This window comes from Mycobacterium sp. 050272 (genome assembly GCF_039023525.1).
Lineage (GTDB): Bacteria > Actinomycetota > Actinomycetes > Mycobacteriales > Mycobacteriaceae > Mycobacterium.
Genome location: NZ_JBCHKV010000003.1, coordinates 217,606 through 243,743, shown reverse-complemented (window position 1 = coordinate 243,743; position 26,138 = coordinate 217,606). Strand labels below are relative to the sequence as shown.

Annotated in this window: 25 protein-coding genes and 1 tRNA gene; 7 read left to right on the top strand and 19 right to left on the bottom strand. The window is 67.8% G+C overall.

Annotation, left to right across the window (positions count from 1 at the left end):
• Positions 1–13: 13 nt before the first annotated feature.
• Both AAHS21_RS08885 and AAHS21_RS08880 read left to right on the top strand, forming a co-directional pair.
• A complete protein-coding gene (locus AAHS21_RS08885) occupies positions 14–715 on the top strand; it encodes a glycosyltransferase family 2 protein (RefSeq protein ID WP_342927308.1) in 702 nt (233 codons plus the stop codon).
• The gene (locus AAHS21_RS08880; RefSeq protein WP_096290368.1) at positions 712–1,053 is read left to right on the top strand and encodes a DUF2304 domain-containing protein; all 342 of its coding nucleotides are present in this window, start codon (positions 712–714) and stop codon (positions 1,051–1,053) included. The genes AAHS21_RS08885 and AAHS21_RS08880 overlap by 4 nt, the downstream gene beginning before the upstream one ends.
• Here AAHS21_RS08880 and AAHS21_RS08875 read toward each other — a convergent pair.
• Entirely contained in the window at positions 1,050–1,994 is a 945-nt protein-coding gene (locus tag AAHS21_RS08875; RefSeq protein WP_342927307.1) for a GDP-mannose 4,6-dehydratase, read from the bottom strand. The two genes, AAHS21_RS08880 and AAHS21_RS08875, sit on opposite strands and share 4 nt — an antisense overlap.
• Positions 1,995–2,026: 32 nt before the next feature.
• Between AAHS21_RS08875 and AAHS21_RS08870 the strand changes: the two genes are divergently transcribed.
• Complete coding sequence (locus tag AAHS21_RS08870; RefSeq protein WP_342927306.1) at positions 2,027–3,817, top strand: hypothetical protein; 1,791 nt, start codon at positions 2,027–2,029, stop codon at positions 3,815–3,817.
• Between the two features lies 1 nt (position 3,818).
• Here AAHS21_RS08870 and AAHS21_RS08865 read toward each other — a convergent pair whose 3' ends face one another.
• The 4 genes from AAHS21_RS08865 to AAHS21_RS08850 all read right to left on the bottom strand — a co-directional run bounded on the left by AAHS21_RS08865 (position 3,819) and on the right by AAHS21_RS08850 (position 5,993).
• Positions 3,819–4,184 carry a DUF3060 domain-containing protein gene (locus tag AAHS21_RS08865; protein ID WP_342927305.1) on the bottom strand — a complete coding sequence of 122 codons (366 nt, stop codon included), beginning with the start codon at positions 4,182–4,184 and terminating at the stop codon, positions 3,819–3,821.
• A gap of 79 nt (positions 4,185–4,263) precedes the next feature.
• Positions 4,264–4,527: a hypothetical protein gene (locus tag AAHS21_RS08860; RefSeq protein WP_342927304.1), complete on the bottom strand. Its 264-nt coding sequence runs from the start codon at positions 4,525–4,527 to the stop codon at positions 4,264–4,266.
• 117 nt (positions 4,528–4,644) lie between these two features.
• Positions 4,645–4,720: transfer RNA gene (locus tag AAHS21_RS08855), tRNA-Thr, on the bottom strand.
• Between the two features lie 55 nt (positions 4,721–4,775).
• On the bottom strand, positions 4,776–5,993 hold the full coding sequence (locus AAHS21_RS08850) for a DNA polymerase III subunit delta' (RefSeq protein ID WP_342927303.1): 1,218 nt from the start codon (positions 5,991–5,993) through the stop codon (positions 4,776–4,778).
• An 89-nt stretch (positions 5,994–6,082) separates the two neighbouring features.
• On the opposite strand from AAHS21_RS08850, the gene AAHS21_RS08845 reads away from it, so the two are divergent.
• Entirely contained in the window at positions 6,083–7,765 is a 1,683-nt protein-coding gene (locus AAHS21_RS08845) for an adenylate/guanylate cyclase domain-containing protein (protein ID WP_342927506.1), read from the top strand.
• 7 nt (positions 7,766–7,772) lie between these two features.
• Here the strand turns inward: AAHS21_RS08845 and topA are convergent, their stop codons facing one another.
• From topA to cspA, 3 genes are all read right to left on the bottom strand, one after another.
• Entirely contained in the window at positions 7,773–10,586 is a 2,814-nt protein-coding gene (gene topA / locus AAHS21_RS08840) for a type I DNA topoisomerase (protein WP_342927302.1), read from the bottom strand.
• 215 nt (positions 10,587–10,801) lie between these two features.
• The gene (locus tag AAHS21_RS08835) at positions 10,802–11,401 is read right to left on the bottom strand and encodes a hypothetical protein (RefSeq protein ID WP_342927301.1); all 600 of its coding nucleotides are present in this window, start codon (positions 11,399–11,401) and stop codon (positions 10,802–10,804) included.
• Positions 11,402–11,579: 178 nt separating this feature from the next.
• Entirely contained in the window at positions 11,580–11,783 is a 204-nt protein-coding gene (gene cspA, locus AAHS21_RS08830) for a cold shock protein CspA (RefSeq protein ID WP_007166602.1), read from the bottom strand.
• 248 nt (positions 11,784–12,031) lie between these two features.
• Between cspA and AAHS21_RS08825 the strand changes: the two genes are divergently transcribed.
• Both AAHS21_RS08825 and AAHS21_RS08820 read left to right on the top strand, forming a co-directional pair.
• Positions 12,032–14,359: a DEAD/DEAH box helicase gene (locus tag AAHS21_RS08825; protein ID WP_342927300.1), complete on the top strand. Its 2,328-nt coding sequence runs from the start codon at positions 12,032–12,034 to the stop codon at positions 14,357–14,359.
• Between the two features lie 312 nt (positions 14,360–14,671).
• Positions 14,672–15,709 (top strand): PAS domain-containing protein, encoded by a 1,038-nt coding sequence (locus AAHS21_RS08820; protein WP_342927299.1) that lies wholly within the window; start codon positions 14,672–14,674, stop codon positions 15,707–15,709.
• A 1-nt stretch (position 15,710) separates the two neighbouring features.
• On the opposite strand, the gene AAHS21_RS08815 is transcribed toward AAHS21_RS08820, so the two are convergent.
• From AAHS21_RS08815 to ssd, 7 genes are read right to left on the bottom strand one after another with little or no spacing between them, the layout of a single operon-like run.
• Positions 15,711–16,007 carry an Rv3654c family TadE-like protein gene (locus tag AAHS21_RS08815; RefSeq protein ID WP_342927298.1) on the bottom strand — a complete coding sequence of 99 codons (297 nt, stop codon included), beginning with the start codon at positions 16,005–16,007 and terminating at the stop codon, positions 15,711–15,713.
• A 31-nt stretch (positions 16,008–16,038) separates the two neighbouring features.
• A complete protein-coding gene (locus AAHS21_RS08810; protein WP_342927297.1) occupies positions 16,039–16,341 on the bottom strand; it encodes a TadE family type IV pilus minor pilin in 303 nt (100 codons plus the stop codon).
• Positions 16,342–16,364: 23 nt separating this feature from the next.
• Complete coding sequence (locus AAHS21_RS08805) at positions 16,365–16,571, bottom strand: DUF4244 domain-containing protein (RefSeq protein ID WP_342927505.1); 207 nt, start codon at positions 16,569–16,571, stop codon at positions 16,365–16,367.
• A gap of 21 nt (positions 16,572–16,592) precedes the next feature.
• On the bottom strand, positions 16,593–17,186 hold the full coding sequence (locus AAHS21_RS08800) for a type II secretion system F family protein (protein WP_342927296.1): 594 nt from the start codon (positions 17,184–17,186) through the stop codon (positions 16,593–16,595).
• Complete coding sequence (locus AAHS21_RS08795; RefSeq protein ID WP_342927295.1) at positions 17,183–17,983, bottom strand: type II secretion system F family protein; 801 nt, start codon at positions 17,981–17,983, stop codon at positions 17,183–17,185. Before AAHS21_RS08795 ends, AAHS21_RS08800 begins: the two co-directional genes overlap by 4 nt.
• Positions 17,980–19,143, bottom strand: a complete 1,164-nt coding sequence (locus AAHS21_RS08790; protein WP_342927294.1) for a TadA family conjugal transfer-associated ATPase — start codon at positions 19,141–19,143, stop codon at positions 17,980–17,982. Before AAHS21_RS08790 ends, AAHS21_RS08795 begins: the two co-directional genes overlap by 4 nt.
• A complete protein-coding gene (ssd, locus tag AAHS21_RS08785) occupies positions 19,140–20,189 on the bottom strand; it encodes a septum site-determining protein Ssd (RefSeq protein ID WP_342927504.1) in 1,050 nt (349 codons plus the stop codon). Before ssd ends, AAHS21_RS08790 begins: the two co-directional genes overlap by 4 nt.
• Positions 20,190–20,681: 492 nt before the next feature.
• Here ssd and AAHS21_RS08780 point away from each other — a divergent pair, with 492 nt between their 5' ends.
• Positions 20,682–21,539 carry an HAD-IB family hydrolase gene (locus AAHS21_RS08780; protein ID WP_342927293.1) on the top strand — a complete coding sequence of 286 codons (858 nt, stop codon included), beginning with the start codon at positions 20,682–20,684 and terminating at the stop codon, positions 21,537–21,539.
• A 430-nt stretch (positions 21,540–21,969) separates the two neighbouring features.
• On the opposite strand, the gene AAHS21_RS08775 is transcribed toward AAHS21_RS08780, so the two are convergent.
• The 4 genes from AAHS21_RS08775 to AAHS21_RS08760 are packed head-to-tail and all read right to left on the bottom strand — an operon-like array spanning position 21,970 to position 26,138.
• Positions 21,970–22,731, bottom strand: a complete 762-nt coding sequence (locus AAHS21_RS08775) for an oxidoreductase (RefSeq protein ID WP_342927292.1) — start codon at positions 22,729–22,731, stop codon at positions 21,970–21,972.
• An 11-nt stretch (positions 22,732–22,742) separates the two neighbouring features.
• Positions 22,743–24,359: an ABC transporter ATP-binding protein gene (locus AAHS21_RS08770; RefSeq protein ID WP_342927291.1), complete on the bottom strand. Its 1,617-nt coding sequence runs from the start codon at positions 24,357–24,359 to the stop codon at positions 22,743–22,745.
• Positions 24,356–25,219 carry an ABC transporter permease gene (locus AAHS21_RS08765; RefSeq protein WP_342927290.1) on the bottom strand — a complete coding sequence of 288 codons (864 nt, stop codon included), beginning with the start codon at positions 25,217–25,219 and terminating at the stop codon, positions 24,356–24,358. Before AAHS21_RS08765 ends, AAHS21_RS08770 begins: the two co-directional genes overlap by 4 nt.
• Positions 25,212–26,138, bottom strand: a complete 927-nt coding sequence (locus AAHS21_RS08760) for an ABC transporter permease (RefSeq protein WP_342927289.1) — start codon at positions 26,136–26,138, stop codon at positions 25,212–25,214. Before AAHS21_RS08760 ends, AAHS21_RS08765 begins: the two co-directional genes overlap by 8 nt.

The following is a 26,138-nucleotide window of genomic DNA, read 5'->3' as shown; positions in this document are numbered from 1 at the left end:
TCCTGGCTACCCTGTGAACATCGAAAAGGATTACCAGGGCGTCTGGATCGTGATTCCCGCCTTCAACGAAGCCACGGTCATCGGCGAGGTGGTCGCCGATGTCCGCTCCGTTTTCGAACACGTCGTCTGCGTCGACGACGGCAGCGCCGACGGCACCGGCGAAATCGCCCGCAAGGCCGGGGCTCATCTGGTGCGCCATCCGGTGAACCTGGGGCAGGGCGCGGCCATCCAGACCGGCGTCGAGTACGCGCGCCGCCAGCCCGGTGCGCGGATCTTCGCGACGTTCGACGCCGACGGGCAGCATCGCGTCAAAGATGTGTGCGCGATGGTCGACCGGCTCGTCGCCGAAGACGTCGACATCGTCATCGGGACGCGGTTCGGCGGGCTGGAGAGCAGCCGGCCGCCGTTACTGAAACGGATCGTGCTGCAGACGGCCGCCCGGCTGAGCCCGCGCGGTCGCCGGCTCGGCCTGACCGACACCAACAACGGGCTGCGGGTGTTCAACAAGACGGTGGCCGACGGGCTGGACATCACGATGAGCGGGATGAGCCACGCCAACGAATTCATCATGCTGATCGCCGAAAACCATTGGAGGGTGGTCGAACAGCCGGTTGAGGTGCTCTACACCGACTACTCGAAGTCGAAGGGCCAGCCGCTGCTCAACGGCGTCAACATCATTTTCGATGGGTTCCTGCGAGGAAGGATTCCGAGATGAACTGGATCCAGGTGCTGCTGATCGGGTCGATCATCGCGCTGTTGATCTACCTGCTGTGGTCGCGGCGCAGCTCGCGGTCGAAGGCCTGGGTCAAGGTCGGCTACATCTTGTTTGTGCTGGGCGGCATCTACGCCGTGTTGCGGCCCGACGACACCACCGTGGTCGCGCACTGGTTCGGGGTGCGCCGCGGCACCGACCTGATGCTCTACGCGCTGATCATGGCGTTCAGTTTCACCACGCTGAGCACGTATATGCGGTTCAAGGACCTGGAGCTGCGGTATGCGCGCCTGGCCCGGGCCGTCGCGCTGGAGGGCGCCCAGGCGCCGGAGCCGCGCTAGCCGACGTGAGCCTGCCGAAAGAACTCAACCGTGCGACGCACGCCTTCTTCGAGTTCGACCTGCGGACGCCAGCCCAAAACCTTTGCCGCTGAACTGATATCAAGACAGGATCGCCGCAGATCGCCGAGGCGATCCGGATGGAAATCCGGATCATCCGGTCCGCCAACGGCTTTGGCGACCGCCGTGTGCAGCCGGCGGTCGGAGGTCTCGATTCCGGTGCCGATGTTGAACCGCTGCCCGCTGCCGGCCGCACCGGAAGCCTTGACGAAGGCGTCCACCACGTCGTCGACGAACACGTAGTCGCGGGTCTTGCTGCCGTCCCCGAACACCTTGGTGGGCTTACCGGACAGCAGCGCCTGTGCGAAGATCGCCACCACGCCCGCCTCCCCGTGCGGGTCCTGGCGCGGGCCGTAGACGTTGGCCGGTGCGATGTGCGAGCAGTCCAGACCGTACAGGTGCCGGAAGGTGTTCAGGTAGATCTCGCCGGCCACCTTGCCCGCCGCGTACGGCGACGCCGGGTCGGTGGGCGTGGTCTCGGGCGTCGGGTACTGCGACGGGGTGCCGTAGATGGATCCCCCCGACGAGGTGTGCACGACTTTGCGGACGCCGGTGCGACGCGCGGCCTCGGCCAGCCGCACGGTGCCGATCACATTGACCGAGGCGTCGAACTGCGGCTCGGCCACCGAGTGGCGCACGTCGATCTGGGCGGCCAGGTGGAACACCACCTCAGGCCGGTGCTCGTCGAGAATCGCCTCGAGGTCGGCGGTCACGATGTCCGCCTCGATGAAGAAGTGATCGGGATTGTCGGCCAGATGCTCGAGGTTGCGCGCCTTGCCCGACGCGAAATTGTCCAGGCTCACGACCGAATGGCCGTCCGTCAGCAAGCGGTCGACCAGCGTGGACCCGATGAATCCGGCTGCCCCGGTAACCAGTGCGCGCACCGGCCCACCATACCGACCGGTAAGAAATAACCATGCCCGCCGCCATCACCCGGATGCCGCGCGTCGCCCTCGCGGCGGCCGCGCTGATCGTGGTCGCCCTGGCGATACGCGCGGTGCTGGCGTTCGGCGGCTACTTCTACTGGGACGATCTGATCCTGATCGGGAAGGCCGGAACCGAGGGCCTGCTGTCGCCGTCGTACCTGTTCGACGACCACGACGGCCACGTGATGCCCGCGGCGTTTCTGGCCGCGGGCACGCTGATCCGGCTGGCCCCGCTGGATTGGACCGGGCCGGCGATCAGCCTGGTGGTGCTGCAGCTGCTGGCTTCGCTGGCATTGTTGCGCGCGCTGCAGGTGATCCTCGGCTGGCGCCGGGTGCTGCTGATTCCGCTGACGTTCGCGCTGTTCACCCCGCTGGGAGTGCCGGGCTTCGCATGGTGGGCGGCGGCGCTGAATTCGCTGCCGATGCTGGCGGCGCTGGCCTGGGTGTGCGCCGACGCGGTGCTGCTGGTGCGCACCGGCAACCAGCGCTACGCGCTGAGCGGTGTGCTCGTCTATCTGGGCGGGTTGCTGTTCTTCGAGAAGGCCGCGGTGATTCCGTTCGTCGCCTTCGCTGTGACGGCGCTGTTGTGCCATGTGCGCGGCGACCGGTCGGCGCTGCTGACGGCCTGGCGTGAGGCCGCAAGGCTGTGGATCGCGTCGCTGATCCTGACGGTCGCCTGGGTGGCGCTCTACCTCGCGGTGGTCAATCAGCAGCGCTGGAGTTCCGACCTCGCGATGACCGGAGACCTGCTGATGCGATCCATCACCCACGGCATCGTGCCGGGGCTGGCCGGCGGGCCCTGGCACTGGGACCGTTGGGCGCCGGCCTCTCCGTGGGCGACTCCCCCGGCGCTGGCGATGGCGCTGGGCTGGCTGGTGCTGATCGCGGTGCTGGCGCTGTCGCTGGTCCGCAAGCAACGCCTCGGCCCGGTGTGGCTGACCGCGGTCGGTTACGCGGTGGCCTGCCAGGTGCCGATCTATTTGATGCGCTCGTCGAGGCTGACCGCGCTGGAACTCGCCCAAACCCTGCGCTATCTGCCGGATCTCGTCGTCGTGCTGGCACTACTGGCAGCCGTCGGGCTGTGCGCGCCGAACCGGTCGCTGGGTGCGCGGTGGCTGGACGCGTCGGCGCGACGGGCGGTGGTGACGACGGGCCTGGCCGCGCTGTTCGTGGCCAGCAGCCTGTACTCGACGGCGACGTTCCTGGCCAGTTGGCGCGACAACCCAACCCAGAGCTATCTGCGCAACGCACAAGCCAGTTTAGCTGCGGCCCATGCGGATTCGACCGCTCCACTGCTGGATCAAGAGGTTGATCCGTTGATCCTGCAACGGGTCGCCTATCCGGAGAACCTGGCCAGCCACATGTTCGCCCTACTTCGGAATAGACCGGAATTCGCCACGGCGACAACGCAATTGAGAATGTTCGATAGTTCGGGCCGGCTGGTCCCGGCACGGGTCAGCTGGATTCGGACCATCAAACCCGGGCCGATGCCGCAGTGCGGCTATTTCGCCCAGCCGGACACCCCGGCGCGCATGATGCTCGACGGGCCGTTGCTGCCCGCCGACTGGACCGTCGAATTCAACTACCTGGCCAACAGCGACGGCTCGATGACCGTGTCGCTGCCGGAGGGGCCCGGCGTCAAGGTTCCGGTGCACCCCGGCCTCAACCGGGTCTACGCCCGGGTACCGGGCGCCGGCGACGCGATCATGGTTCGCGCCAATACCACCGCGCTGGCGCTGTGCATTGCGTCGGGACCGGTGGGTTTTCTCGCGCCGGCCTGAGTCACGCGCCGGCCACAAAGCCGCCGGGTCCCCGAATGTCGTTGCTGCGGCCCGGGTTGCTGATTCGCGGGACGCCACCTCCCGGCCCTTTCTCCCAGGTGATGTGGTTTCCGGTGCCGGTGGCCACGATGGCGGCCACGGTTTGCAGATTCACGGTGTTGGCGGCGCCGCTGACGTCGACCTCGCCGCACGACCCGGTCAATGTGACCGTCGAATCTTCGCCCACGATCCTGATCGGCGATTGATTCCCGCAGTCGTAGGTCGCGGCCGAAAAGCTGATGTCGATCTTGGCCGGTGACCCACTCGTCAGGGCGATATCGGTTGGCGCCGAAGCAATTGCGGATAACACCACACCCACGATCAGCACACGAAGCATGGTCAACACTGGCACCGGCCATCGGCGCGGACGAGGGTTTAAAGCGCCTGGGTTTTAACGACCGCGGCGACTACGCGGCGCTGGGCCCCTGGATCGACGTGGCTACCGGGCGACCGTGAAGTGCGGGCGCCGGGCGTAGCTGAGTCACCGGAGCCAAGTCGCCGTCGTGCTGCTCGCGACGCACTTGGCGATAGCTCCAGACCGCGGCGATCATGCCCGCGATCACCAAAGCGAGAGCGAGTACAACCAGAACATCGCCGAAGGCCAGCAGCAGGATGATTCCCGCCACGCCCCACACCGCCTCACCGAAGGGGTGATGGAATCCGTTGTGCATCGCGGCCTCGCTCGAAATAATGCCGCTCTCTGATCGAGCGACTGCATTACGCAACGCCGCAGCGACCAGGAGGCTGCCCAATGAGAGCTGAAGGTGACCGAATTCACGGTGGGCTGATGGAGCCGCCTGGGGGAATCGAACCCCCGACCTATTCATTACGAGTGAATCGCTCTACCGACTGAGCTAAGGCGGCGCACCCTCAAGCTGGGCGGCACGAGTCTACGGCAGCCGGGTACCCACGCCCAAAATCAATCCCGCAGTTCCTGCCCGATGGTGGCGACCATCGCGTCGACGGCGAACTTGGGCTTGACGTTGACCGCCAGCGCTTCGCGGCACGCGAGCACGGCCTCGATGCAACGCAACAGCCGCTCGGGCGCGGCGTGCGCGGCCAGCGCCGCCACCCGCTCGGCCATGTCCGGATGGTTGGCCCGCACCCCGCCCGCGCGGGCCGAGACCACCAGCGCGTCACGGAAGTAGGTGGCCAGGTCGATCAGCGCCCGGTCCAGCGCATCGCGGGAGGCCCGGGTCTGACGGGACTTCTGCCGCCGCTCGAGATCCTTGATCGCACCCGCGGCGCCTCGCATCGCCCCGGCGGTGCCCTTACCGGTGCCCCCGGCCCCCAGCGCTGTGCGCAGCTCCTCGGTCTCGGCCTCGGCGCGGTCAGCGGTCAATACGACGGCCTCGGTTTCGGCCGCGGCCACCAGCTCTTCGGCGGCGGCGTAGGCGCGCGCCGGGGTCGCCGCATCGCGCACCAGTCCCAATGCCCGCTCCCGCCGCTCCCGAGCCTGCGAGTCGGTCGCCAGCCGGCGCGCCCGGCCCACGTGGCCGCCGCTGACCGACGCCGCCCAGTTCGCGGTGTCTGCGCTCAGGCCGTCGCTGTCCATCAGCACCTGCGCGATCGACTCGGTCGAGGGCGTCACCAGCGCGACGTGCCGGCATCGCGACCGCAGCGTGACCGCGATGTCTTCGGGATCGACCGACGGCGCGCACAGCAGGAACACCGTCGACGGTGGCGGTTCCTCGACCACCTTCAGCAGCGCGTTGGCAGCGCCCTCGGTCAGCCGATCGGCGTCCTCGACGACCACGATCTGCCAGTGCCCGGTCGTCGGCCGTCGCGACGCGGTCTGCACGATCGCGCGCATCTCGTCGACGCCGATGGACAGGCCCTCGGGGATCACCCGGCGAACGTCGGCGTGGGTGCCGGCCAGCGTCGTCGTGCAAGCCCGGCACCGCCCGCAGCCTGGGCCCCCGTCGTCCGAAGGGGTCGTGCATTGCAGCGCCGCCGCGAAGCACAACGCGGCTACCGAACGCCCCGAACCCGGCGGGCCGGTGATCAGCCAGGCATGTGTCATAGTCCCGTGGTCCCCATTGCTGTGATCGGGATCACGTCGGGCGGCCCGCGCGGCGGCCAGCAGCGCCGCTTCCACGGCATCTTGGCCTACCAGCCGCGTAAACACTCCGGACATCACCGGCAACACTAGTGAGACAGACCGACGTCCACCCGCCGGCTACCGTGTCGCGACAATTCCGTGATCTTTTCCGACGTTTCGCCAGGATCCGGCGACTTGCCGAAGCGATTAAGGGTTACCGGCTAGTCCCTGCTGACCGATACGGTGGGTTGGTGGCAACACCGGGTGCACTGCCCGGGCGAATCAGCGCGTTCGCCCGGTGGGTGGTGCGCACTCCATGGCCACTGTTCTCGCTGAGCATGCTGCAGGCCGACATCATCGGCGCGCTGTTCGTGCTGGGCTTCCTGCGCTACGGCCTGCCGCCCCAGGACCGCATTCAACTACAGGATCTGCCGACGCTCAACCTGGCGATCTTCGCCAGCTCGTTGGTCGTCGTGTTCCTCGTCAGGTTGGTGGTGGACCTGCGGCTGCTGATGCCGGTCTTCCGCTGGCAGCGCCGCGACAACATGCTCGCCGAAGTCGATCCGGCCGCCACCGAGCTGGCCCGCAGCCGCGCCCTGCGAATGCCCTACTACCGCACGCTGACCAGCATGGCGTCGTGGTGCATCGGCGGTGTGGTGTTCGTCGTCGCCAGCTGGTCGGTGGCCCGGTTCGCCGCGCCCGTCGTCACCGTCGCGACCGCCCTGGGGGCGGCGGCCACCGCGATCATCGGCTACCTGCAATCCGAACGAGTATTACGTCCGGTGGCCGTGGCCGCCCTGCGCAGCGGCGTGCCGGAGAACGTCAAGGCACCGGGTGTCATCCTGCGCCAGATCCTGACCTGGATGCTGTCCACCGCGGTGCCGCTGCTGGCGATCGTGCTGGCCGTGGTGGCCGACAAGGTTTCGCTGCTGCGCGCGGCGCCGGAGAGCCTGTTCAATCCCATCTTGTTGCTGGCCCTGACCGCGTTGGGCGTGGGCTTCGTCAGCACCATGCTGGTGGCCATGTCGATCGCCGACCCGCTGCGCCAGCTGCGCTGGGCGCTCTCGGAGGTGCAGCGCGGAAACTACAACGCGCACATGCAGATTTACGACGCCAGTGAGCTGGGCCTGCTGCAGGCCGGCTTCAACGACATGGTCCGCGACCTGTCCGAGCGGCAGCGGCTGCGGGACCTGTTCGGCCGTTACGTCGGTGAGGACGTGGCCCGCCGGGCGCTGGAACGCGGCACCGAGTTGGGCGGCCAGGAACGCGACGTCGCGGTGCTGTTCGTCGACCTGGTCGGCTCGACGCAGCTCGCCGCGACCCGGCCGCCGGCCGAGGTGGTCCACCTGCTCAACGAGTTCTTCCGGGTGGTGGTCGACACCGTCGGGCGCCACGGCGGCTTCGTCAACAAGTTCCAGGGTGACGCCGCGCTGGCCATCTTCGGCGCACCCATCGAGCACCCGGACGCCTCCGGTGGCGCGCTGGCGGCCGCCCGGGAGCTGCACGACGAACTCCTGCCGGTGATCGGCGTGGCCGAGTTCGGGGTCGGGGTGTCCTCCGGGCGGGCCATCGCGGGCCATATCGGCGCGCAGGCCCGCTTCGAGTACACCGTGATCGGCGACCCGGTGAACGAGGCGGCCCGGCTGACCGAGCTGGCCAAGCTCGAACCCGGGCATGTGCTGGCGTCGGCGATCGCCGTCAGCGGCGCGCTGGACGCCGAAGCATTGTGTTGGGATGTCGGCGAGGTGGTCGAATTACGCGGGCGCGCGGCGCCCACTCAGCTAGCCCGGCCACTGAATCTTGCTGTCCCGCGGAATGTTTCGGCCCCGCGGCCTACTATCGAAGAAGTCACCACCGAAATTATGTGACTGCGCGCTAACTGCGCTTGGCGGCCTTTTTCGCCGGGGCCTTGCGCGTGCTCTTCTTCGCGGGACGTTTCGCGGGGCCCCTGGCCCGCCGGTCGGCCAGCAACTCGGCGGCGCGCTCGTCGGTGATCGACAACACGTCGTCGCCCTTGCGCAGGCTGGCGTTGGTCTCGCCATCGGTGACATACGGCCCAAATCGCCCGTCCTTCACCACCATTGGCTTTCCCGATGCCGGGTCGTTGCCCAACTCACGCAGCGGCGGCGCCGAGGCGGCCTGCCGGCCACGGCGTTTCGGCTCGGCGTAGATCTTCAGCGCCTCGTCCAGGGTGATCGTGAACAGTTGCTCTTCGGTCGCCAGCGAACGAGAATCCGTACCGCGCTTCAGGTATGGGCCATAACGCCCGTTCTGCGCGGTGATCTCCTCGCCCGACGCGGGGTCGACACCGACCACTCGGGGCAGCGACAGCAGTTTCAGCGCGTCCTCGAGCGTGACGGTCTGCAGATCCATGGTGCGCAGCAGCGAGCCGGTGCGGGGCTTGGGGCCCGTGGGCTTCTTGCCCTTCTTCGCCGGGGCCGCGTCACCGTCCTCCGGCGGCGGCTCGGGCAGGACCTCGGTGACGTAAGGCCCGTAACGGCCGTCCTTGGCCAGAATTTCGTGTCCGGTCTCCGGGTCCACACCCAGCGAACGACCCTCTTGCGGGGTGGCGAACAGCTCTTCGGCCACCTCCAGCGTCAGCTCGTCGGGAGTCAGCGAGTCGTTGAGGTTGGCGCGCTGCGGCTTCGTCTCGCCGTCGTCACCGGTGACCGTGCGCTCCAGGTACGGCCCGTTCTTGCCGACCCGGACGTAGACCGGACGGCCTTCAGAATCGTCAAACAGCTTGATGGAGTTGACTTCTCGGGCGTCGATGCCCTCCAGGTTGACGCCGACGAGCTTCTTGAGCCCACCGGCGCGTGCCACCGAATCCTGCACGCCGTGGTCGCCGCCGAAGTAGAAGTTGTTGAGCCAGTTGGTGCGTTGCTCGCTGCCCGAGGCGATCGCGTCCAGCTCGTCTTCCATCGCCGCGGTGAAGTCGTAGTCGACGAGACGGCCGAAATGCTGTTCCAGCAAACCGGTGACGGCGAACGCGACCCACGAGGGCACCAGCGCGCTGCCCTTCTTGTGCACATAGCCGCGGTCCTGGATGGTCTTGATGATCGACGTGTACGTCGACGGCCGACCGATGCCCAGCTCCTCGAGGGTTTTGATCAGCGACGCCTCCGTGTAGCGCGCCGGCGGGCTGGTGGCGTGGCCGTCGGGGGTGAGTTCGAGCGCCGCCAGCCGCTGACCCTCGGTGAGCTGGGGCAGCCGGCGCTCGGCGTCGTCGGCCTCGCCGCCGGCCAATTCGTCCACGGTTTCCACGTAGGCCTTCAGGAAGCCGGCGAACGTGATGGTGCGACCGCTGGCCGAGAACACGACGGACTGGTCGCCTTCCGGGCCCGCCCCCTGGTTTCGCGAAGTGCCGGCGATCCGCAAACTCAGCGTGGTCCCGCGTGCGTCGGCCATCTGCGAGGCCACCGTGCGCTGCCAGATCAGCTCGTAGAGACGGAACTCGTCGCCGTCGAGCTCACGGCGCACCGCATCCGGGGTGGCGAACGTCTCGCCCGCCGGACGGATCGCCTCGTGGGCTTCCTGGGCGTTCTTGACCTTGCGGGTGTACTGCCGCGGCGACGCGGACACGTATTCGTCGCCGTAGAGCTGGCTGGCCTGGGTGCGCGCCGCGTTGATCGCCGACTGCGACAGCGTCGTCGAGTCGGTACGCATATAGGTGATGTAGCCGTTTTCGTAGAGCCGCTGGGCGATGCTCATCGTCCGCTCGGACGAGAACCGCAGCTTGCGGCCGGCCTCCTGCTGCAGTGTCGACGTCATGAACGGCGCGTAGGGGCGGCGGGTGTAGGGCTTCTCCTCGACCGAGGCGACCGACAGTTGCGCTCCCCGCAAACCCGTGGCCAGCTCCGTGGCCCGCGCCTCGTTGAGCACGACGACCTCGTCGGCCTTGCGTAGCGTTCCCAGCGAGTCGAAGTCACGTCCGGTGGCGACTCGCAGTCCGTTTACAGAGGTCAGCCGGGCGGTGAAGGTGGGCGGCTGCGCGTTGGCGTCGGACACGCTGGCATCCAGCTGGGCGACGATGTCCCAATACGCCGCGCTGCGAAACGCCATGCGGTCGCGTTCGCGCTGCACGATGATGCGGGTGGCCACGGACTGCACCCGGCCGGCCGACAGCCTGGGCGCGACCTTCTTCCACAGCACCGGACTGACTTCGTAGCCGTACAACCGGTCCAGGATGCGACGGGTTTCCTGCGCGTCGACCAGGTCGATGTCGAGGTCGCGTGGGTTTTGCGCGGCCTCGAGGATGGCCGGTTCGGTGATCTCGTGGAACACCATCCGCTTGACCGGGATGCGCGGCTTCAGCGTTTCCATCAGGTGCCAGGCGATGGCCTCACCCTCGCGGTCACCATCAGTGGCCAGGTAGAGCTCGTCGACATCTTTCAAAAGGCCCTTGAGCTCGGTGACCGTGCTTTTCTTTTCCGGGCTGATGATGTAGAGCGGTTCGAAGTCGGCGTCGACGTTGACCCCGAGCCGGGCCCAGGGTTCCGACTTGAATTTGGCGGGCACGTCGGCGGCGGCTCGTGGCAGGTCGCGGATGTGTCCTCGGGACGACTCGACGATGTAAGTGGAGCCCAGGTACCCCGCGAGTTTGCGCGCTTTAGTCGGCGACTCGACGATGACAAGTCGCCTCCGGCTGCCATTGCCGCTGCTGTCGCGGCCTGTTTTGGGGTCAGCCACCTGCGCTTACGCTCCATCTCTTCTCCCGGCCTCCATTCGAGGCCGCCCTGCAGGAAGAATGACAGGCAGACGTCTGAAATTCCGCTGAAATTCAGATACGCCGACGTTCCTTCCCTTCGGGCACCTGACAATTTCGCACCCTGAGGTAGGCCGACGCAAACCGACTCCCCGAAACCGCAGGTTTCAGCGACCGCCGGATATCCCGGGCCGCGCGGCTAGACCCGCGGCCACAGCGCCAACGCCTCGGCGCCGTCAGGATGTTCCCCTACGTTCTCTACCAGCCGCGATAGCCTGCGTCGGCCGCTGATCCGCAATGCCGGGCGCCCGCCGCGGGTACCGATCAGGGTGGGCGCGATCCCGACCCGCATCAGCGCCGATGCGAGCGGCGAATGGGTGTCGGGGGCGTGGGGATCCAGACCGAGCTGGTAGTGCTCGCCCTCGGGCGTGCCCGCGGCGATGGTCCACGCCCGCAATTCGCGCGGACCGGGCAGCCACCGGGGCGGCACCGTCTTGACCGCGCCGCGGGTCCATTCCGCCGCGATCGCACTCAGCGACGGGTCGATCGCGGTCCGCACCAGAGGGGTGTCTTCGTCCGTGCGGCCGATCTCGGGGACCAGGCCGGCCTCGGAGATCATCTCGGCCAGCGCCGTCGCGCGCCAGAGCTGATCCACGACGACCGACAACCGGGCGCCACGGCCCTCGGAGCCGTCTGGGGCGCCCACCGTCACGATTTGGCCAGAGGCGGCCAGCACCCCGCACAGATCGGCGACGGCGGGCGGTACCGCCTCCGCTGTGAAGAAGGACAGCTGGCTCACCACACCGACAGTAAGCCAGGCCGCCCGTCCCCGCTTTGAGGCATTCGGCGCGGCGGGACACCCGGCGTGTCGCCCGCTTCCAGCCCAAGGTTGCGCAGGAGTGAATAGATAGTGAAAACCCCCCGGCGACACCCGCAAAGCGGGTTGCACGGGGGGTTTTCGTCAGAATCTGCTCGATTTAGACGGAGCGGACTCCGGTGGCCTGGGGGCCCTTAGGGCTGTGGCCGATCTCAAACTCGACCTTCTGATTTTCTTCGAGGGTGCGGAAGCCCGAACCCTGGATCTCCGTGTAGTGGACAAAAACATCCGCGGAACCATCCTCGGGGGCGATGAAACCGAACCCCTTCTCCGCGTTGAACCACTTCACAGTTCCCTGTGGCATTTCTCGATCTTTCCTTTTCTTCAAGGTTCGGAGCACCGCTTTTCGGTGCCCCGGGCCCGTTGTCACCGCCATACCTCGCGGAGTCGTCGGAACTTCACCCGACCGCTAACCTCGCAGGAACCGCGGGTCGCAACGTCGATCCTGCGAAGTTTTGACACGAACACAGAAGCTACGACCGCAAACAGTCAACCATGTTCATGGTCTCGGCGACAGACTTGTGTCCCTGACTGATCCTTGGAGGGTGTGACGTGGCGAGTTTCGGCAGCGACCTGCTGGCCGTCGCGCTGGCCGGAACCGCGCCGGACGAGCACCCGCTGCGCCACGTCGCGGAGCTGCCCGCCCGCAGCGGCCGGCCCCATCTTTGGCCGCAATGGGCCGAATCCGACGTCGTCGCGGCCTTTACCGACCGCGGCATCACAGCCCCGTGGTCACACCAGGCGCAGGCCGCCGAATTGGCCCACGACGGTCGCCATGTCGTGGTCAGCACCGGTACCGCATCGGGCAAGTCGCTGGCCTATCAACTGCCGGTACTCAATGCGCTGGCGACCGATCCGTTGGCCCGGGTGCTGTACCTGTCGCCGACGAAAGCGCTCGGTCACGACCAGTTGCGCGCCGCGCACGCACTGACCGCCGCGGTGCCGCGTTTAACCTCCCCAGATTTCGCAGTCGCACCCACCGCGTACGACGGCGACAGCCCCGCCGAGGTTCGCCGGTTCGCCCGCGAGCGTTCCCGCTGGCTGTTCTCCAACCCGGACATGATCCATTTGTCCATCTTGCGAAACCATCCGCGCTGGGCCGTCTTGCTACGCGGGCTGCGCTTCGTAATCGTCGACGAATGTCATTACTATCGCGGTGTTTTCGGCTCGAACGTGGCGATGGTGTTGCGCCGCCTGCTGCGGCTGTGTGCGCGCTACTCGGCGCGACCCGGTTTTCAGCCGACCTTCATTTTCGCCAGCGCGACGACGGATTCGCCCGGCGCGACGGCCGCCGAACTCATCGGTCTGCCCGTCGAGGAGGTCACCGAAGATGGCTCACCGCAGGGCGAGCGCACTGTCGCGCTGTGGGAGCCCGCACTGCGCACCGACGTCACCGGCGAGCACGGCGCCCCGGTGCGACGGTCGGCCGGTGTCGAGGCGGCACGGGTGATGGCCGACCTGATCGCCGAGGGCGCGCAGACCCTGACGTTCGTGCGTTCCCGGCGGGCCGCCGAACTGACCGCCCTGGGCGCCCGGGCGCGGCTGGACGACATTGCCGCGGACCTGTCGCAGCAGGTGGCGTCGTACCGGGCCGGCTATCTCGCCGAGGACCGCAACGCGCTGGAGCGCGCGCTGGCGGAGGGCCGATTGCGGGGTTTAGCCACCACCAACGCGCTGGAATTGGGGGTAGACATCGCCGGGCTGGACGCAGTGGTGCTGGCCGGTTTTCCCGGGACGGTTGCCTCGTTCTGGCAGCAGGCCGGCCGTTCGGGGCGCCGCGGACAGGGTGCCCTGGTGGTGTTGATCGCCCGCGACGATCCGCTGGACACCTATCTGGTGCACAATCCCGCAGCGCTGCTGGACAAACCGGTCGAACGGGTGGTGATCGACCCGGCCAACCCCTATCTGCTTGGGCCCCAACTGCTCTGCGCCGCAACAGAATTGCCGCTCGAGGACGCCGAAGTTCGAGAATTCGGTGCCGTGCAGGTTGCCGAGGGGCTGGTCGACGACGGGTTGTTGCGCCGGCGCGGCGGCAAGTACTTTCCAGCGCCCGGCCTAGAACCGCATGGCGCGGTGGACATCCGGGGCTCGGCGGGTGGCCAGATCGTCATCGTGGAGGCCGACACCGGGCGACTGCTGGGCAGCACCGGACTCGGTCAGGCTCCCGCGTCGGTGCACCCGGGCGCGGTGTACCTCCACCAGGGCGACACGTACGTCGTCGATTCGCTGGATCTCGAGGAGGCAATCGCGTTCGTGCACGCCGAGGATCCCGGGTATGCGACGTTCGCACGCGAAATCACCGACATCAAGGTCACCGGCAGCGGCGAGCAGTCGACGTTCGGCCCAGTGACCCTGGGCGTGGTGCCGGTTCGGGTCACCCACCAGGTCGTGGGGTACCTACGTCGGCGCCTGTCCGGTGAGGTCATCGATTTCATCGAGCTGGACATGCCCGAACACGTCCTGGCCACCACCGCGGTCATGTACACCGTTACGCCGGAAGCATTGGCAAGCAAGGGAATTGACGCAGCGCGGATCCCCGGCTCGCTGCACGCCGCCGAACACGCCGCAATTGGGTTGCTGCCACTGGTCGCCAGCTGCGATCGCGGGGATATCGGCGGAATGTCCACCGCCCTTGGTCCGCTGGGCGAGCCCAGCGTGTTCGTCTACGACGGGTATCCGGGCGGGGCGGGCTTCGCCGAACGTGGATTTCGGCAGGCGCGAACCTGGTTGGGTGCCACCGTCGCGGCCATCGAAGCGTGTGAATGCCCGCTGGGTTGCCCGTCGTGCGTCCAGTCGCCCAAGTGCGGAAATGGGAATGATCCGCTCGATAAGGCGGGAGCTGTGCAAGTGCTCAGACTGGTACTTGCGCAGCTGCCGTAGCGATCGCGCTGAGCAATCCACGGACGGCGACCGACCCCTCGACGGTCGACCTCCACGGAATCTGCATATAACAACCGCCGAATGCGTTTCCTCTTTGCTAAAGAAACGCCGACATGTTGTCTCAAAGCGCGACCAACGGCCGGAGCAGAAAACCTACCAAGGCTGTGATGGCGTTTGCAAACTTACCAGTAACTTAGCGACGGCGAAGTCGATTCGAAGGATCGCCGGACTGGTGCCGCGAGGGATTTGCTGAGGCGATGACGGCGCGCCCGGGGATCCTCAGATGCGCCCGCGCGCCCTAAAATCGAGCGCATGGCCCACGACTGGTTGCTCGTGGAGACACTGGGGGAAGAGCCTGCCGTGGTTGCACAGGGGCGGCAGCTCAAGAACCTTGTCCCTATCACGACCTTCCTCCGCCGCAGTCCCCATCTCGCCGCCGTCCGGACCGCGATCGCCGAGTCGATGCGCACCGGCCAGAACCTGACCAGCATCACGCCCAAGCATGACCGCGTGATTCGCACCGAACCGGTGGTGATGTCCGACGGCTGCATCCACGGCGTGCATGTGTGGACCGGCCCTGCTGACATCGAACCACCCGAGCGGCCCACCGCGGGCCCGCTGAAGTGGGACCTGACCCTCGGCGTGGCCACGGATACCCGGGAATCGCTGGCCATCAGCGGCAAAAACCCCGAAGTCGAAGTCACTTACGGCAGGGCCTTTGCCGAAGACCTTCCTTCGCGCGAGCTCAATCCGAACGAAACCAAAGTGCTTGCCATGGCGGTCAAAGCCGAGCCCGGCCAAACCATCTGCAGCACATGGGATCTCACCGACTGGCAGGGCAATCCTATCCGGATAGGCTTCATCGGCCGCAGCGCGCTCGAGCCCGGGCCCAACGGCAAGGACCACCTCGTCGCACGTGCGATGAACTGGCGCGCCGAGCTCAAGGGCCCGAACGTTTCCACCGACGATCTGGCGTTGCGGATCCTCGACGGGCTGCGGCAGGCCGGCGTTCACCGGGCACTGGTGGACCTCAACACCTGGACCCTGCTGAAATGGCTCGACGAGCCGTGTACCTTCTACGACTGGCGAGGCTCCGATAAGGACAGGCCGAAGGTCCATCCCGACGACGTGCCCCAAATGTCAGCCATGACAAAGGAATTCGACAAGGGATCGACCAACCGGGTGCTGCGGATGCGCGGCTTCGACGGCGACTGGGTGCCCGTGCACGTGACCGCCAACCGGGTGGAACTGGAACCGGAGACCTTCGTCGGGCTGCTCTCGTTGCGCTTGCCCAGCGATGAAGAACTCGCCAACGCCGGGCTACCGAAAGCCCCGGACGACAACAGCTGAGCTACGCCGCGTCGACCGGCCCCGCGCGAGCGGCGGCCTGAGCCACACCGCCGAAAACCACCGCCACCCGCACGGTGACGACGACGTCGAGATAGTCCACCCGGCAGCCGATGTCGTCGACTCGCATCGTGCGGGCTATCGCGCCCGCCCGGGCGCAGGCCGCCTCGGCTCCGGAAGGAAGTCGCGCCGCGGCGGCCAGCGCGGCCAGATCGGCAGCCGCCTGCGCACGATGGCGTGCCACCACCACCGAGCCGATGTACGCGCCGGCGCCCGTGACGCACAGCAGCACCGCGACCATTGCCGCCGCGAGGACGGTCGCCGCGCCACGCTCATCGCGACGGCTCCGCCGCGGCGACGGCCTTAGCGCTGATATCCAAGGTGGGCAGCAACTTTGAGTGCGCGATAACCGTGGCCACGATGAAATCACCCTCGCGGCGCACCTGGATCCGCGATCCGTCCGGTGCGATGCTGCGCGCAGCGTCGACGGCCGAACTTTCGTCACCGCGCGCGGCCAGACGGGCCGCCTCGCGGGCGGCATCGACACAGCGAACCTGCATTGACACGGCCGCAATGCCGGCCAGGCAAAGCGCCAGCACCACCACCAGTGCGGCGATCGCCAAAGCCGCTTCCACGGTGCTCGCACCGGCGCAGCCGATCAGACCTTGGTGTTGAGCGCACGACCGATGATATTGGTCAACGCGGACACGATCGAATCGCCGGTGACGACGGTGTAGAGAATCGCGCCGAAGGCGGCCGCCGCGATAGTGCCGATCGCGTATTCGACCGTGGACATTCCCGACTCGTCGGCGGCAAGCACGGCCATCCGCGTCATCATTACGCGAAACATGTTGATCACCAATATATCCCCTCTGTTGTAATCCCTTCACAGCAAGCCCGATTGCAGGACATCTCCGGCCAGCCCCGCGACCACCGGGACAATGCCCAAGCAGACAAACGCCGGCAGGAAGCACAGCCCGAGCGGGCCCGCGATCAGCACGCCCGCGCGCTCGGCGGCCGCAGCGGCGGAATGTGCGGCGTCGTGCCGAGACTGGTCGGCCAGCTCGGTGACGCCGCCGGCCAGTGCCGCACCCGACGACGCCGAACGTCGGGCCAGTCGCAGTAGCGCGTCGGTCTGCACGTCGACCGTCTTCTCGGGTGAGATTGACCATGCCACAGCGGGATCGGATCCCAGGGCCAGCAGATCGGCGGCCCGCCGCAATACTCGGGCCAGCCTGGGCGGGGCGGAGGCTGCGGTCGCGGCGGCCGCGGTCGACACGGCCATCCCGGCCTCCAGACACACTGCCAGCACGTCGAAGCTGGATGCGACGGCCAGCGGGTCCGTTCCGCAGGCCTTCTCGACGGTCCGTGCGATCCGAAACCGTTGCGCGCGAGGCGTTGTGCCGGCACGTGCGCGCACCACCGACGGGCCCGGCCCGATCAACAGCGCCACGGCGAGCAGTACCGCCGCGATGCTCACGGTCCGGCTCCCGCACGCGCGATGATTCGGTCCGACCAGAGCAGCCCGGAGCATGTCAGCACCGACCCGACAACCAGCAGCCACCCGCCCGCGTGCCCACTCAGCAGCAAGCTCAGCGGACGCGCCCCGATCAGTTGGCCTAGCAACACCCCCAGCACCGGCAGTCCCGCCAGTATCGCCGCGGTGGCCCGGGCTCCGGCCATGGCTGAGTCGACTCGCGACGAGAATCGCTGCCGTTCAACGATATCGCGTTGGGCGGTGCGCATCAGGGTGGCGATCGCGAGGCCATTCTCGGCGGCCAGCTGCCAGCACGCGGCCAGTCGATACCACTGCGTGGGCTGAGCCGAGGAGCGCGCCGCGGCGCGCAAGCCGGTCACGACGTCAGCGCCCAGTCGCGCCCGCGCCGCGACACCTCGCAGCGAGATCGACACCGCGCCGGCGGTTTCGTCGGCAGCAACACCAAACGCCTGCACGGGATGCACACCCACTCGCAGCTCTCCGACCAACACATCCAGCGCGGCCTCCAATGCCCGGCCCTCCCCGGCGGCGTGTAGGCGCTGCCGACGCCGGCGGCAACGCAGGCTCACCGTGGCAGCCACGGCCGCGCCGGCCAGGACGGTCGTCAGCGGCAGCAGCACCACGCCGGCAACGGCGGCGCATGCGGCCAGGCAACCCACCCCACGAGCGTCGACAACCCGTCTGCGCACTGGCGTCGGTCCGAGCCGCCGTCGCGGTGATGGCGGAAGAGCCAAGAGCGCCAACGCCACCAGTAACGCACCGGCCGGGATACCGTTCATGCCGGCAGCCGGCTTCGCAGCAAGGAATGCAGTTCGTCGGCGTCGTCGGTCATTCCGCGCTTGGCTTGCCACGCCGTTACCGCCTGAACCCGTCCCCCGACCTGTCGCAGCACCGCGATCTCGGCGAGGCGGCGCCGGCCGCTGCGATCCCGGGCGACGTGCAGCAGTACCTGGACCGCGGCCGCGAGCTGACTGTGCAACGCGGCCCGGTCCAAACCGCCGAGCGCGCCCAGCGCCTCCAGCCGGGCCGGAACCTCGCCTGGATTGTTGGCATGCACCGTCCCGGCCCCGCCGTCGTGGCCGGTGTTCAGCGCCGCGAGCAGGTCGACCACTTCGGCGCCCCTGACTTCTCCGACCACGATGCGGTCCGGCCGCATCCGCAGCGCCTGCCGGACGAGTTGGCGCACCGAAACCTCGCCTACGCCTTCAACATTGGCGCACCGCGCGACCAGCTTGACCAGATGCGGATGCCGAGGCGCCAATTCTGCCGCGTCCTCGACGCAGACGATCCGCTCGGCCGGCGACACCGCACCCAGCATGGCCGCCAGCAAGGTCGTCTTGCCGGCGCCGGTGCCGCCGCTTACCAGGAAGGCCAACCGGGCCGCGATGATGTCGGCCACCAACGCCGCAGCCGCCGGTTCGATCGCGCCCGAGGCGGTCAGCGCCGCCAGATCCTGGGTGGCCGGCCGTAAAACCCGCAACGACAAACACGTGCCGCCGGCAGCCACGGGCGGCAACACGGCGTGCAACCGGACCGCAAATCCGCCGGCGCCGACCCCGGTCAGCTGGCCGTCCACCCACGGCTGTGCGTCATCGAGCCGACGCCCGGCGGCCATCGCCAACCGCTGTGCCAGCCGCCGCACCGCCGCCTCGTCGGTAAACCGGATGTGGCTGCGACGCAGACCGTTTCCATCGTCGACCCACACCGCGTCCGGGGCGGTGACGAGGACGTCGGTGGTGCCGTCCGCACACAGCGGTGCGTCGAGGATCCCGGCGCCGGTCAGTTCGGTCTGCAGCAGCCGGAGGTTGGCCAGGACTTCGGTATCCCCGAGCATCCCGCCGGATTCGGCCCGGATCGCGGCGGCCACCACGTTGGGCCGCAACGGAGCCGATTCCGTCGCCAACCGCTCGCGCACCCGCTCAATCAGCGATTCGCTCACGCCGCACCGGCTTTCGGCCGGACTGCCGCGCGCGGCAGCACCGTGAGCACCTGGCGAGCCGCCGCGGTCAGGGCCGATCGCCGCCCCAACCGCAGACCACCGTGTTCGAGTTGCTCGGCTAGTTGCGGCTCAGCCTTCGTCGACGCCAGCAGCGGCAAGCCGCAGATGTCGGCGACTTCCGCCGCCCGCAATCCACCCGGCGACGGACCACGGACCACCAGCCCGAGATTGGGGTTGATCGTGGCCAGCACCGGCGCCATCGCCGCGGTCGCCGCGCAGGACCGCACAATGCACGGGCTGACGACGACCACCAGGTCGGCGGCATCGAGCGCGGCCCGGGTGGCGTCGGTCAGCCGACGGGGCAGATCGCACACCACCATGACCCCGCCGCGGCGGCCCGCGTCGATGACCGCATCCACCGGCCCCGCGTCCAGCTCGTGATCACGCCGCGTGCCGGACAGCAAGCTGATGCCCTGCAGGCGCGGCAGGGCATCGCGCACGGCCGGCCAGCTGAGCCGTCCGCCGTGCAATGCCAAGTCGGGCCACCGCAAGCCGGGTGTGTTCTCACCGCCCAGCAACAAATCGAGGCCGCCGCCCCACGGATCAAGATCAACTAGCAGTGCATCATTGGCGACCCGCGCCAGTGCGGCGGCGAACAACGACGCGCCCGCCCCGCCGCACCCACCGATCACCCCGACGACGTGGCCGCGCCGCTCGTCGTCCCGGATAGATTCAGCGGACTCCGCGAGCTCGCGGATCAATTCGTGCTCCTGGGCGGGCATGCTCAGCACCTGCTGGGCGCCGATCCCGATCGCGGCCGACCAGGTGGCCGTCGCGGGTTCGGCGGCGCTCAACACGCTGACGTGAGTGCGACGCGGTAGACCAGCGCGCCGGCAACGGTCCGCGCCCGTCGCATCGAGCACCACCGCCGCGGCCGCCGACCACGTTTTGCGTCCGACCGCCGCACCGCCGGCATGCACCACTCGAACGCCGACCGCAGCGGCCACCCGGTCCAATTCGTCACGCAAAATCGGGTCCGTCAGCACCGCGAGTACGCCGGCGACACCTCTCGCCTCAACACTGGTCGCGATAGTCACCCCACCACCGTGCGGGCAGCTCAGGATGGCACACCAGTCCCAGATCGGGATTTGTGGAGAGATACGAGGGTGTGCACAAACTTCGGGGTACGACGCTTGCCCGGCCGAGGGATAACGCTGTGCCCGCAACGCACCGGAGGCCGCGTTAGAACGCGTGTTTGTCGGGAAAATTACCCCAGAAAAGGGACGACCCCCGCCAGGGGGGGAGGAGGCGGAGGTCGTCGTGCATCAGCCCCGGGGGGTCGGGCTGATACACCCTCGGCTCAGGCCGAGTAATGCTTACTATACACACGACAGTGGGCGGTGCCGCAAGTGGTTGTTTTTTTCACAGAAATAATTCGAGCCGTAAAAACACCGCTGGCCTCGTCTGTTACCCCCAGATCAGCCCCCATTTTGGCGGCAACCCCCGGACGCGCCGACTGACCGACCTATGCTGTGTCGGTGACCGTCTCCGACTCGGACGCGCTTCAGCAAACCTCGCCGCAGACAGCCGCACCCGGCACCACGCACGCTCGCACCGCGGCCTTTTTCGACCTGGATAAGACGATCATCGCCAAGTCCAGCACCCTGGCGTTCAGCAAACCGTTCTTCAACCAGGGACTGCTCAATCGGCGCGCCGTGCTGAAGTCCAGCTACGCCCAATTCATCTTCCTGCTCTCCGGTGCTGATCATGACCAGATGGACCGAATGCGCACTCACATGACCAACATGTGCACCGGCTGGGACGTCGCTCAGGTCAAGTCGATCGTCAACGAAACGCTGCACGACATCGTGACTCCGCTGGTGTTCGCCGAGGCCGCGGACCTGATCGCGGCGCACAAATTGTGCGGCCGCGACGTCGTCGTGGTGTCCGCCTCGGGCGAGGAAATCGTCGCGCCGATCGCCCGGGCACTGGGCGCCACGCATGCGATGGCGACCCGGATGGTCGTCGAGGACGGCAAGTACACCGGCGACGTCGCCTTCTACTGCTACGGCGAGGGCAAGGTCCAAGCCATCCGCGAACTGGCGGCCCGCGAGGGCTACCCGCTGGAACACTGCTACGCCTACTCGGACTCCATCACCGACTTACCGATGCTCGAGTCGGTCGGACATCCCAGCGTGGTCAACCCCGACCGCGGTTTGCGCAAAGAGGCGACCGAACGTGGTTGGCCGGTATTGAGTTTCTCGCGACCGGTCTCGCTGCGAGACCGGATTCCCGCGCCCTCAGGAGCCGCGATCGCCACCACGGCCGCGGTGAGTATCACCGCGCTGGCCGCCGGCGCGGTCACCTACTCGCTGCTGCGGCGCCTCGCGTTCTAGCCGCGCGTCGCAGCAAATCCGGCGCGCACCCAGATCCCGGTGGATTCGCAACGTTCGCAGAATTGGGCCTTGCTGTGCTAAGGCTCCAGTAGTACAAAGGAACCACGGAAGCCCGGTAAGGCCTAGGTCGATCCGGAAGAGAAGGTTCGTTCTCCCGAACCGGGCGCCCAGCACGGTGCTCGGCACCCACGCGGAGTCATAGCCGCGAAGATGGCAGAAGTGTTGCGGGCCTGCGTAATTGCGAAAATGCAGAGAGCGTGAACAACCCTTTGGGTGGGGTCGTAGCTCGAAGCGTCGCAAGATCGCCGAGGCCGCCCACGCAGCCCCATACATGCACGCTTGGTAACCGAGTTCCGTGCTAGCGGGCGGCGGACCGAATATTTCGGAACGCCGCCCGCTCTGCATGTCCGCACCCTTTTCTGGACGCGGATCAGCCCTTGCCTGGCAACGACTCGGCGATCGACAACGCCTCCTGCGCGCCGGCCTGCATCGCCCGGCAACACAGCACCAACCAAGCTCCGACGCCGGCCGGTGTGCCTTCGGCGAATCCACTTGCGGCGCTGCGATAGTCACCGGGTTTGCGCATCCAGCTCACCTCCGGCACACCCAGCCCGTGCGGATCCAGCCCGCTGGCGATCGTCACCAGCCGAGATACCGCCCGCGCGACGACACCGTCCGCGCTGCCAAAGGGCTTGAGCGTGAGCAATTCTCCGTGTGCGATCGCGGCGAGGATCGGTGCCGGCACCTGCGTGCGACCGGTCACCAATTCGCCGAGCAGCTCGAGACGAGGCCCGATCTCGGGGTCGGACCGCGGCCGGCCCAATTGTTCGTCGTCGACCTGGTCGGCCGCCGCCAGCATGTGCAGCCGGGCCAGCGCCTGCAACGGCGATCGCTGCCACACGCCGATCAATGCGCCGCCACCGCCCTCCAGCGCCTGAGCCACCCGCAGCGCTCCGCCGAACACCGGATCGCTCACCCCTGAGCTGTCCGCTAAGTCCTCGAACCGCACCGGCCCGCCATCGAGCACCGAGGAAGCGCGGGCCGCCCGCAGCGCGGCCTCGGCGGCGGTTACCGGCCAGCCGCGCAGATTTGCTCGATGGCGGTGGGCACGGCCCAACGCGTCGCGGGCCCGGTCACTGGCCTCGGCGACGCCGGGGAGCTCCATCAGCGGAGCCAGCGGGTCAGCCGTCACAGGTTGCCAACCTAGCGGGGCGGCATGGACGCCCCGGGAATGGCCTCCAGCAATTGGCGGGTGTATTCGTGGCGGGGCCTGGTAAACAGCTCTTCGGTCGCCGCGCGCTCGACAACCCGCCCGGCGCGCATCACCAGTACATCGTCGGCGATCTGCCGAATCACCGCCAGGTCGTGGCTGATGAATAGGTAGGCCAAGCCCAGTTCGGCCTGCAACGAAGTCAGCAGGTCCAATATCTGCGCCTGCACCAGCACGTCGAGCGCTGAGACCGCCTCGTCGCAGACCAGCACCTCGGGCCGCAGCGCCAAGGCCCGCGCGATCGCAACCCGTTGACGTTGGCCGCCGGAGAGCTCGCGCGGCAACCTGCCGAGCACCGATGACGGCAAGGCCACCTGGTCGACGAGTTCGCGCACCGCTTTCTCGCGCTGCCCGCGGTCGCCGACGCGGTGGATCCGCAACGGCTCCTCGATCGCGCGGAACACCGAGTACATCGGGTCCAGGCTGCTGTAGGGGTTCTGGAATACCGGCTGCACGCGCCGGCGAAAAGCCATCATCGCGTCGCGGTTGCGCGCATCAGAAATCTCGGTACCGTCGAAAACCACTGTGCCCGAGGTCGGTTGGAGCAGGCCCAGCGCCATCCGGGCAACCGTCGATTTGCCCGAGCCCGATTCGCCGACGATGGCCAGGGTGCCGGCCCGCTTCAGCCCGAACGACACCGCGTCGACGGCACAGAACTGGGTCCGGCGCCACGGTACTCCGTGCGACTCACGGTAGACCTTGGTCAGCTCGGAGGCGACCAGGATGTCGCCCGCCCCGGTGTCGGCCGCCCGGCGTGCCGGCGCCGAACTCCGCACCGTCAGTGACGGGGCCGCGGCCACCAGCCGGCGCGTGTACTCGTGTTGCGGATCGGCCAGGATCGACTGCGCGGCACCGGATTCCACCACCATGCCGCGGTGCACGACGACGACCCGCTCGGCGCGTTCGGCGGCCAGCGCGAGATCGTGCGTGATCAGCAACAGCGCGGTGTCAAGTTCGTCGGTGAGACGCTGCAGATGGTCGAGGACCTGACGTTGCACCGTGACGTCGAGCGCGGACGTCGGTTCGTCGGCGATCAACAGCTGCGGGTGGCCCGCCAGCCCGATGGCGATCAGCGCGCGCTGACACATGCCGCCCGACAACTGGTGCGGGTACTTGCCTGCCTGCTTCTCCGGATCCGGCATGCCGGCCTGGGCGAGCAATTCGACTGCCCGCCGACGGGATTGTCGGCCATCGGTGTTGGCCCGCAACGCTTCTCGAATCTGGAAGCCGACCTTCCAGACCGGGTTGAGGTTGGTCATCGGGTCCTGGGGTACGTAACCGATGCGTCCACCCCGGATCGAACGGAGCAGCTTACGATCGGCCGAGGTGATGTCTTGGCCGTCGAAAGTGATGCGGCCGGCCGTAATTCGCCCGCCGGGCGGCAGCAGGCCCAGGACCGCGGCGGCCGTGGTCGATTTGCCCGATCCCGATTCGCCGACCACGGCGACGGTCTGCCCGCGCATGACGCTCAGGTCGACGCCGCTGACCGCGGGGTCGTGGTCGCCGAACCTGACTTCCAGGCCCTCGACCGTCAACAGCGGGTCAGTCATGCCCGCTGCGCTCGCGAGGCCGGATCCAAGGCATCGCGCAAGGCATCGCCCATCATCATGAACGCCAGCACCGTCAAAGCCAGTGCGCCGGCGGGATAGAACAGAATCGGCGAGCCGGCCCGCAGCCGCGTCTGCGCCAGGTTGATGTCGCCACCCCACGACACCACCGTGCTCGGCAGTCCGACACCGAGATACGACAGCGTGGCCTCGGTGACGATGAAGGCGCCCAGCGCGATCGTGGACATCGCGATCACCGGGCCGGCGGCGTTGGGCAACGCATGCCGCAGCAGGGTTTGAAACCTGCTCAGCCCCAATGCTTTAGCCGCGAGCACATAGTCGCTGACCCGTACCTCGAGCACCGCACCGCGGGCGATCCTGGCCACCTGCGGCCAGCCGAACAGGGCCAGGATGATGATCACCGTCCACACCGTGCGGTGGTGCAGGACCTGCATCAGCACGATCGCGGCCAGCAGCAGCGGCAGCCCGAAGAACACGTCGGTGACGCGCGAAACCACCGCGTCGACCCAGCCGCCGTAGAAGCCGGCCAGCGCGCCAAGCGCCCCGCCGGCGACGAACACCAGCAGCGTGGCACCCAACCCAACCGTCACCGAGGCCCGCGCCCCGTAGACCGTGCGCGCATAGATGTCGTGGCCCTGCAGATCCGTGCCGAACCAGTGTGCCGCCGAGGGGCCGAGCAGACTTTGGCTGGGATCGGCGTAAGCGGGGTCGGCGTCGGTGAACAAGGCCGGAAACAGCGCCACCAGCACGATGATCAGGATCATCAGGCCCGCGACGATGAACTTCGGGCGCCGGTGCAGTTTGCGCCAGGTCTCACCCCAAAAGCCGGAGTGCTCAGCCATAGCGGATCCTCGGGTCCAGCGCCGCATAAAGCAGATCGACCAGCAGGTTGGTAATCAGATAGATCAGCACCAGCACCGTCACGATCGACACCACCGTCGGCGCCTCCTGTCGGGTGACGGCCTGATACAGCACACCGCCGACGCCGTGAATGTTGAAGATCCCCTCGGTGACGATGGCGCCGCCCATCAGCGCACCCACATCGGCGCCCAGGAACGTCACCACCGGGATGAGCGAGTTGCGCAGGATGTGCACGGTCACGACCCGCGGCCGCGACAGCCCCTTGGCGGTGGCGGTGCGGACATAGTCGGCATGCGCATTGGCGGCCACCGCCGAGCGGGTCAACCGCACGATGTAGGCGAAGGAGACCGAGCCCAGCACGACTCCTGGTAGCAGCAGGCGCGCGACGCTCGCCCGTTCGCCGACGGTGACCGGGGCGATGCCCAGCCGGACCCCGAACACAAACTGTGCCAGAAAGCCCAGCACGAAGATCGGGATCGCGATGATGACAAGTCCGGTGATCAGCACGGTCGAATCGAAAAGCCCGCCCTGCCGCAGGCCCGATATCACGCCGAATCCGATGCCCAGCACCGCCTCCACGATGAGCGCGATCAGCGCCAGCCGGATGGTGACCGGAAAGGCGTGTGCCAGAACAGCACTGACCGGCAAACCGGAATAAGCTCGGCCCAGGTCGCCGTGCAGCACGCCGCCGAGGTAGCGCAGGTATTGCAGCAAAAACGGATCGTCGAGGTGGTAGCGCGCCCGTAGCTGCGCGGCGACCGCGGGCGTCATCGGCCGGTCCCCGGCGATCGCGGCCAGGGGGTCACCCGGCAACAGGAAGACCATGCCGTAGATCAACAAGGTGGCACCCAGGAAAACGGGCACCATGATCGCGAGCCGTCGTGCGATATACCAACCCAT

Excerpts from the sequence above, each read along its gene's own strand:
- AAHS21_RS08880 (WP_096290368.1), top strand. The coding sequence starts at position 712 with ATGAACTGGATCCAGGTGCTGCTGATCGGGTCGATCATCGCGCTGTTG.
- AAHS21_RS08870 (WP_342927306.1), top strand. The coding sequence starts at position 2,027 with ATGCCCGCCGCCATCACCCGGATGCCGCGCGTCGCCCTCGCGGCGGCC.
- AAHS21_RS08860 (WP_342927304.1), bottom strand. The coding sequence starts at position 4,527 with ATGCACAACGGATTCCATCACCCCTTCGGTGAGGCGGTGTGGGGCGTG.
- AAHS21_RS08850 (WP_342927303.1), bottom strand. The coding sequence starts at position 5,993 with ATGTCCGGAGTGTTTACGCGGCTGGTAGGCCAAGATGCCGTGGAAGCG.
- cspA (WP_007166602.1), bottom strand. The coding sequence starts at position 11,783 with ATGCCACAGGGAACTGTGAAGTGGTTCAACGCGGAGAAGGGGTTCGGT.
- AAHS21_RS08820 (WP_342927299.1), top strand. The coding sequence starts at position 14,672 with ATGGCCCACGACTGGTTGCTCGTGGAGACACTGGGGGAAGAGCCTGCC.
- AAHS21_RS08815 (WP_342927298.1), bottom strand. The coding sequence starts at position 16,007 with ATGGTCGCGGTGCTGCTGTGCGTCACGGGCGCCGGCGCGTACATCGGC.
- AAHS21_RS08795 (WP_342927295.1), bottom strand. The coding sequence starts at position 17,983 with ATGAACGGTATCCCGGCCGGTGCGTTACTGGTGGCGTTGGCGCTCTTG.
- AAHS21_RS08770 (WP_342927291.1), bottom strand. The coding sequence starts at position 24,359 with ATGACTGACCCGCTGTTGACGGTCGAGGGCCTGGAAGTCAGGTTCGGC.
- AAHS21_RS08765 (WP_342927290.1), bottom strand. The coding sequence starts at position 25,219 with ATGGCTGAGCACTCCGGCTTTTGGGGTGAGACCTGGCGCAAACTGCAC.
- AAHS21_RS08760 (WP_342927289.1), bottom strand. The coding sequence starts at position 26,138 with ATGGGTTGGTATATCGCACGACGGCTCGCGATCATGGTGCCCGTTTTC.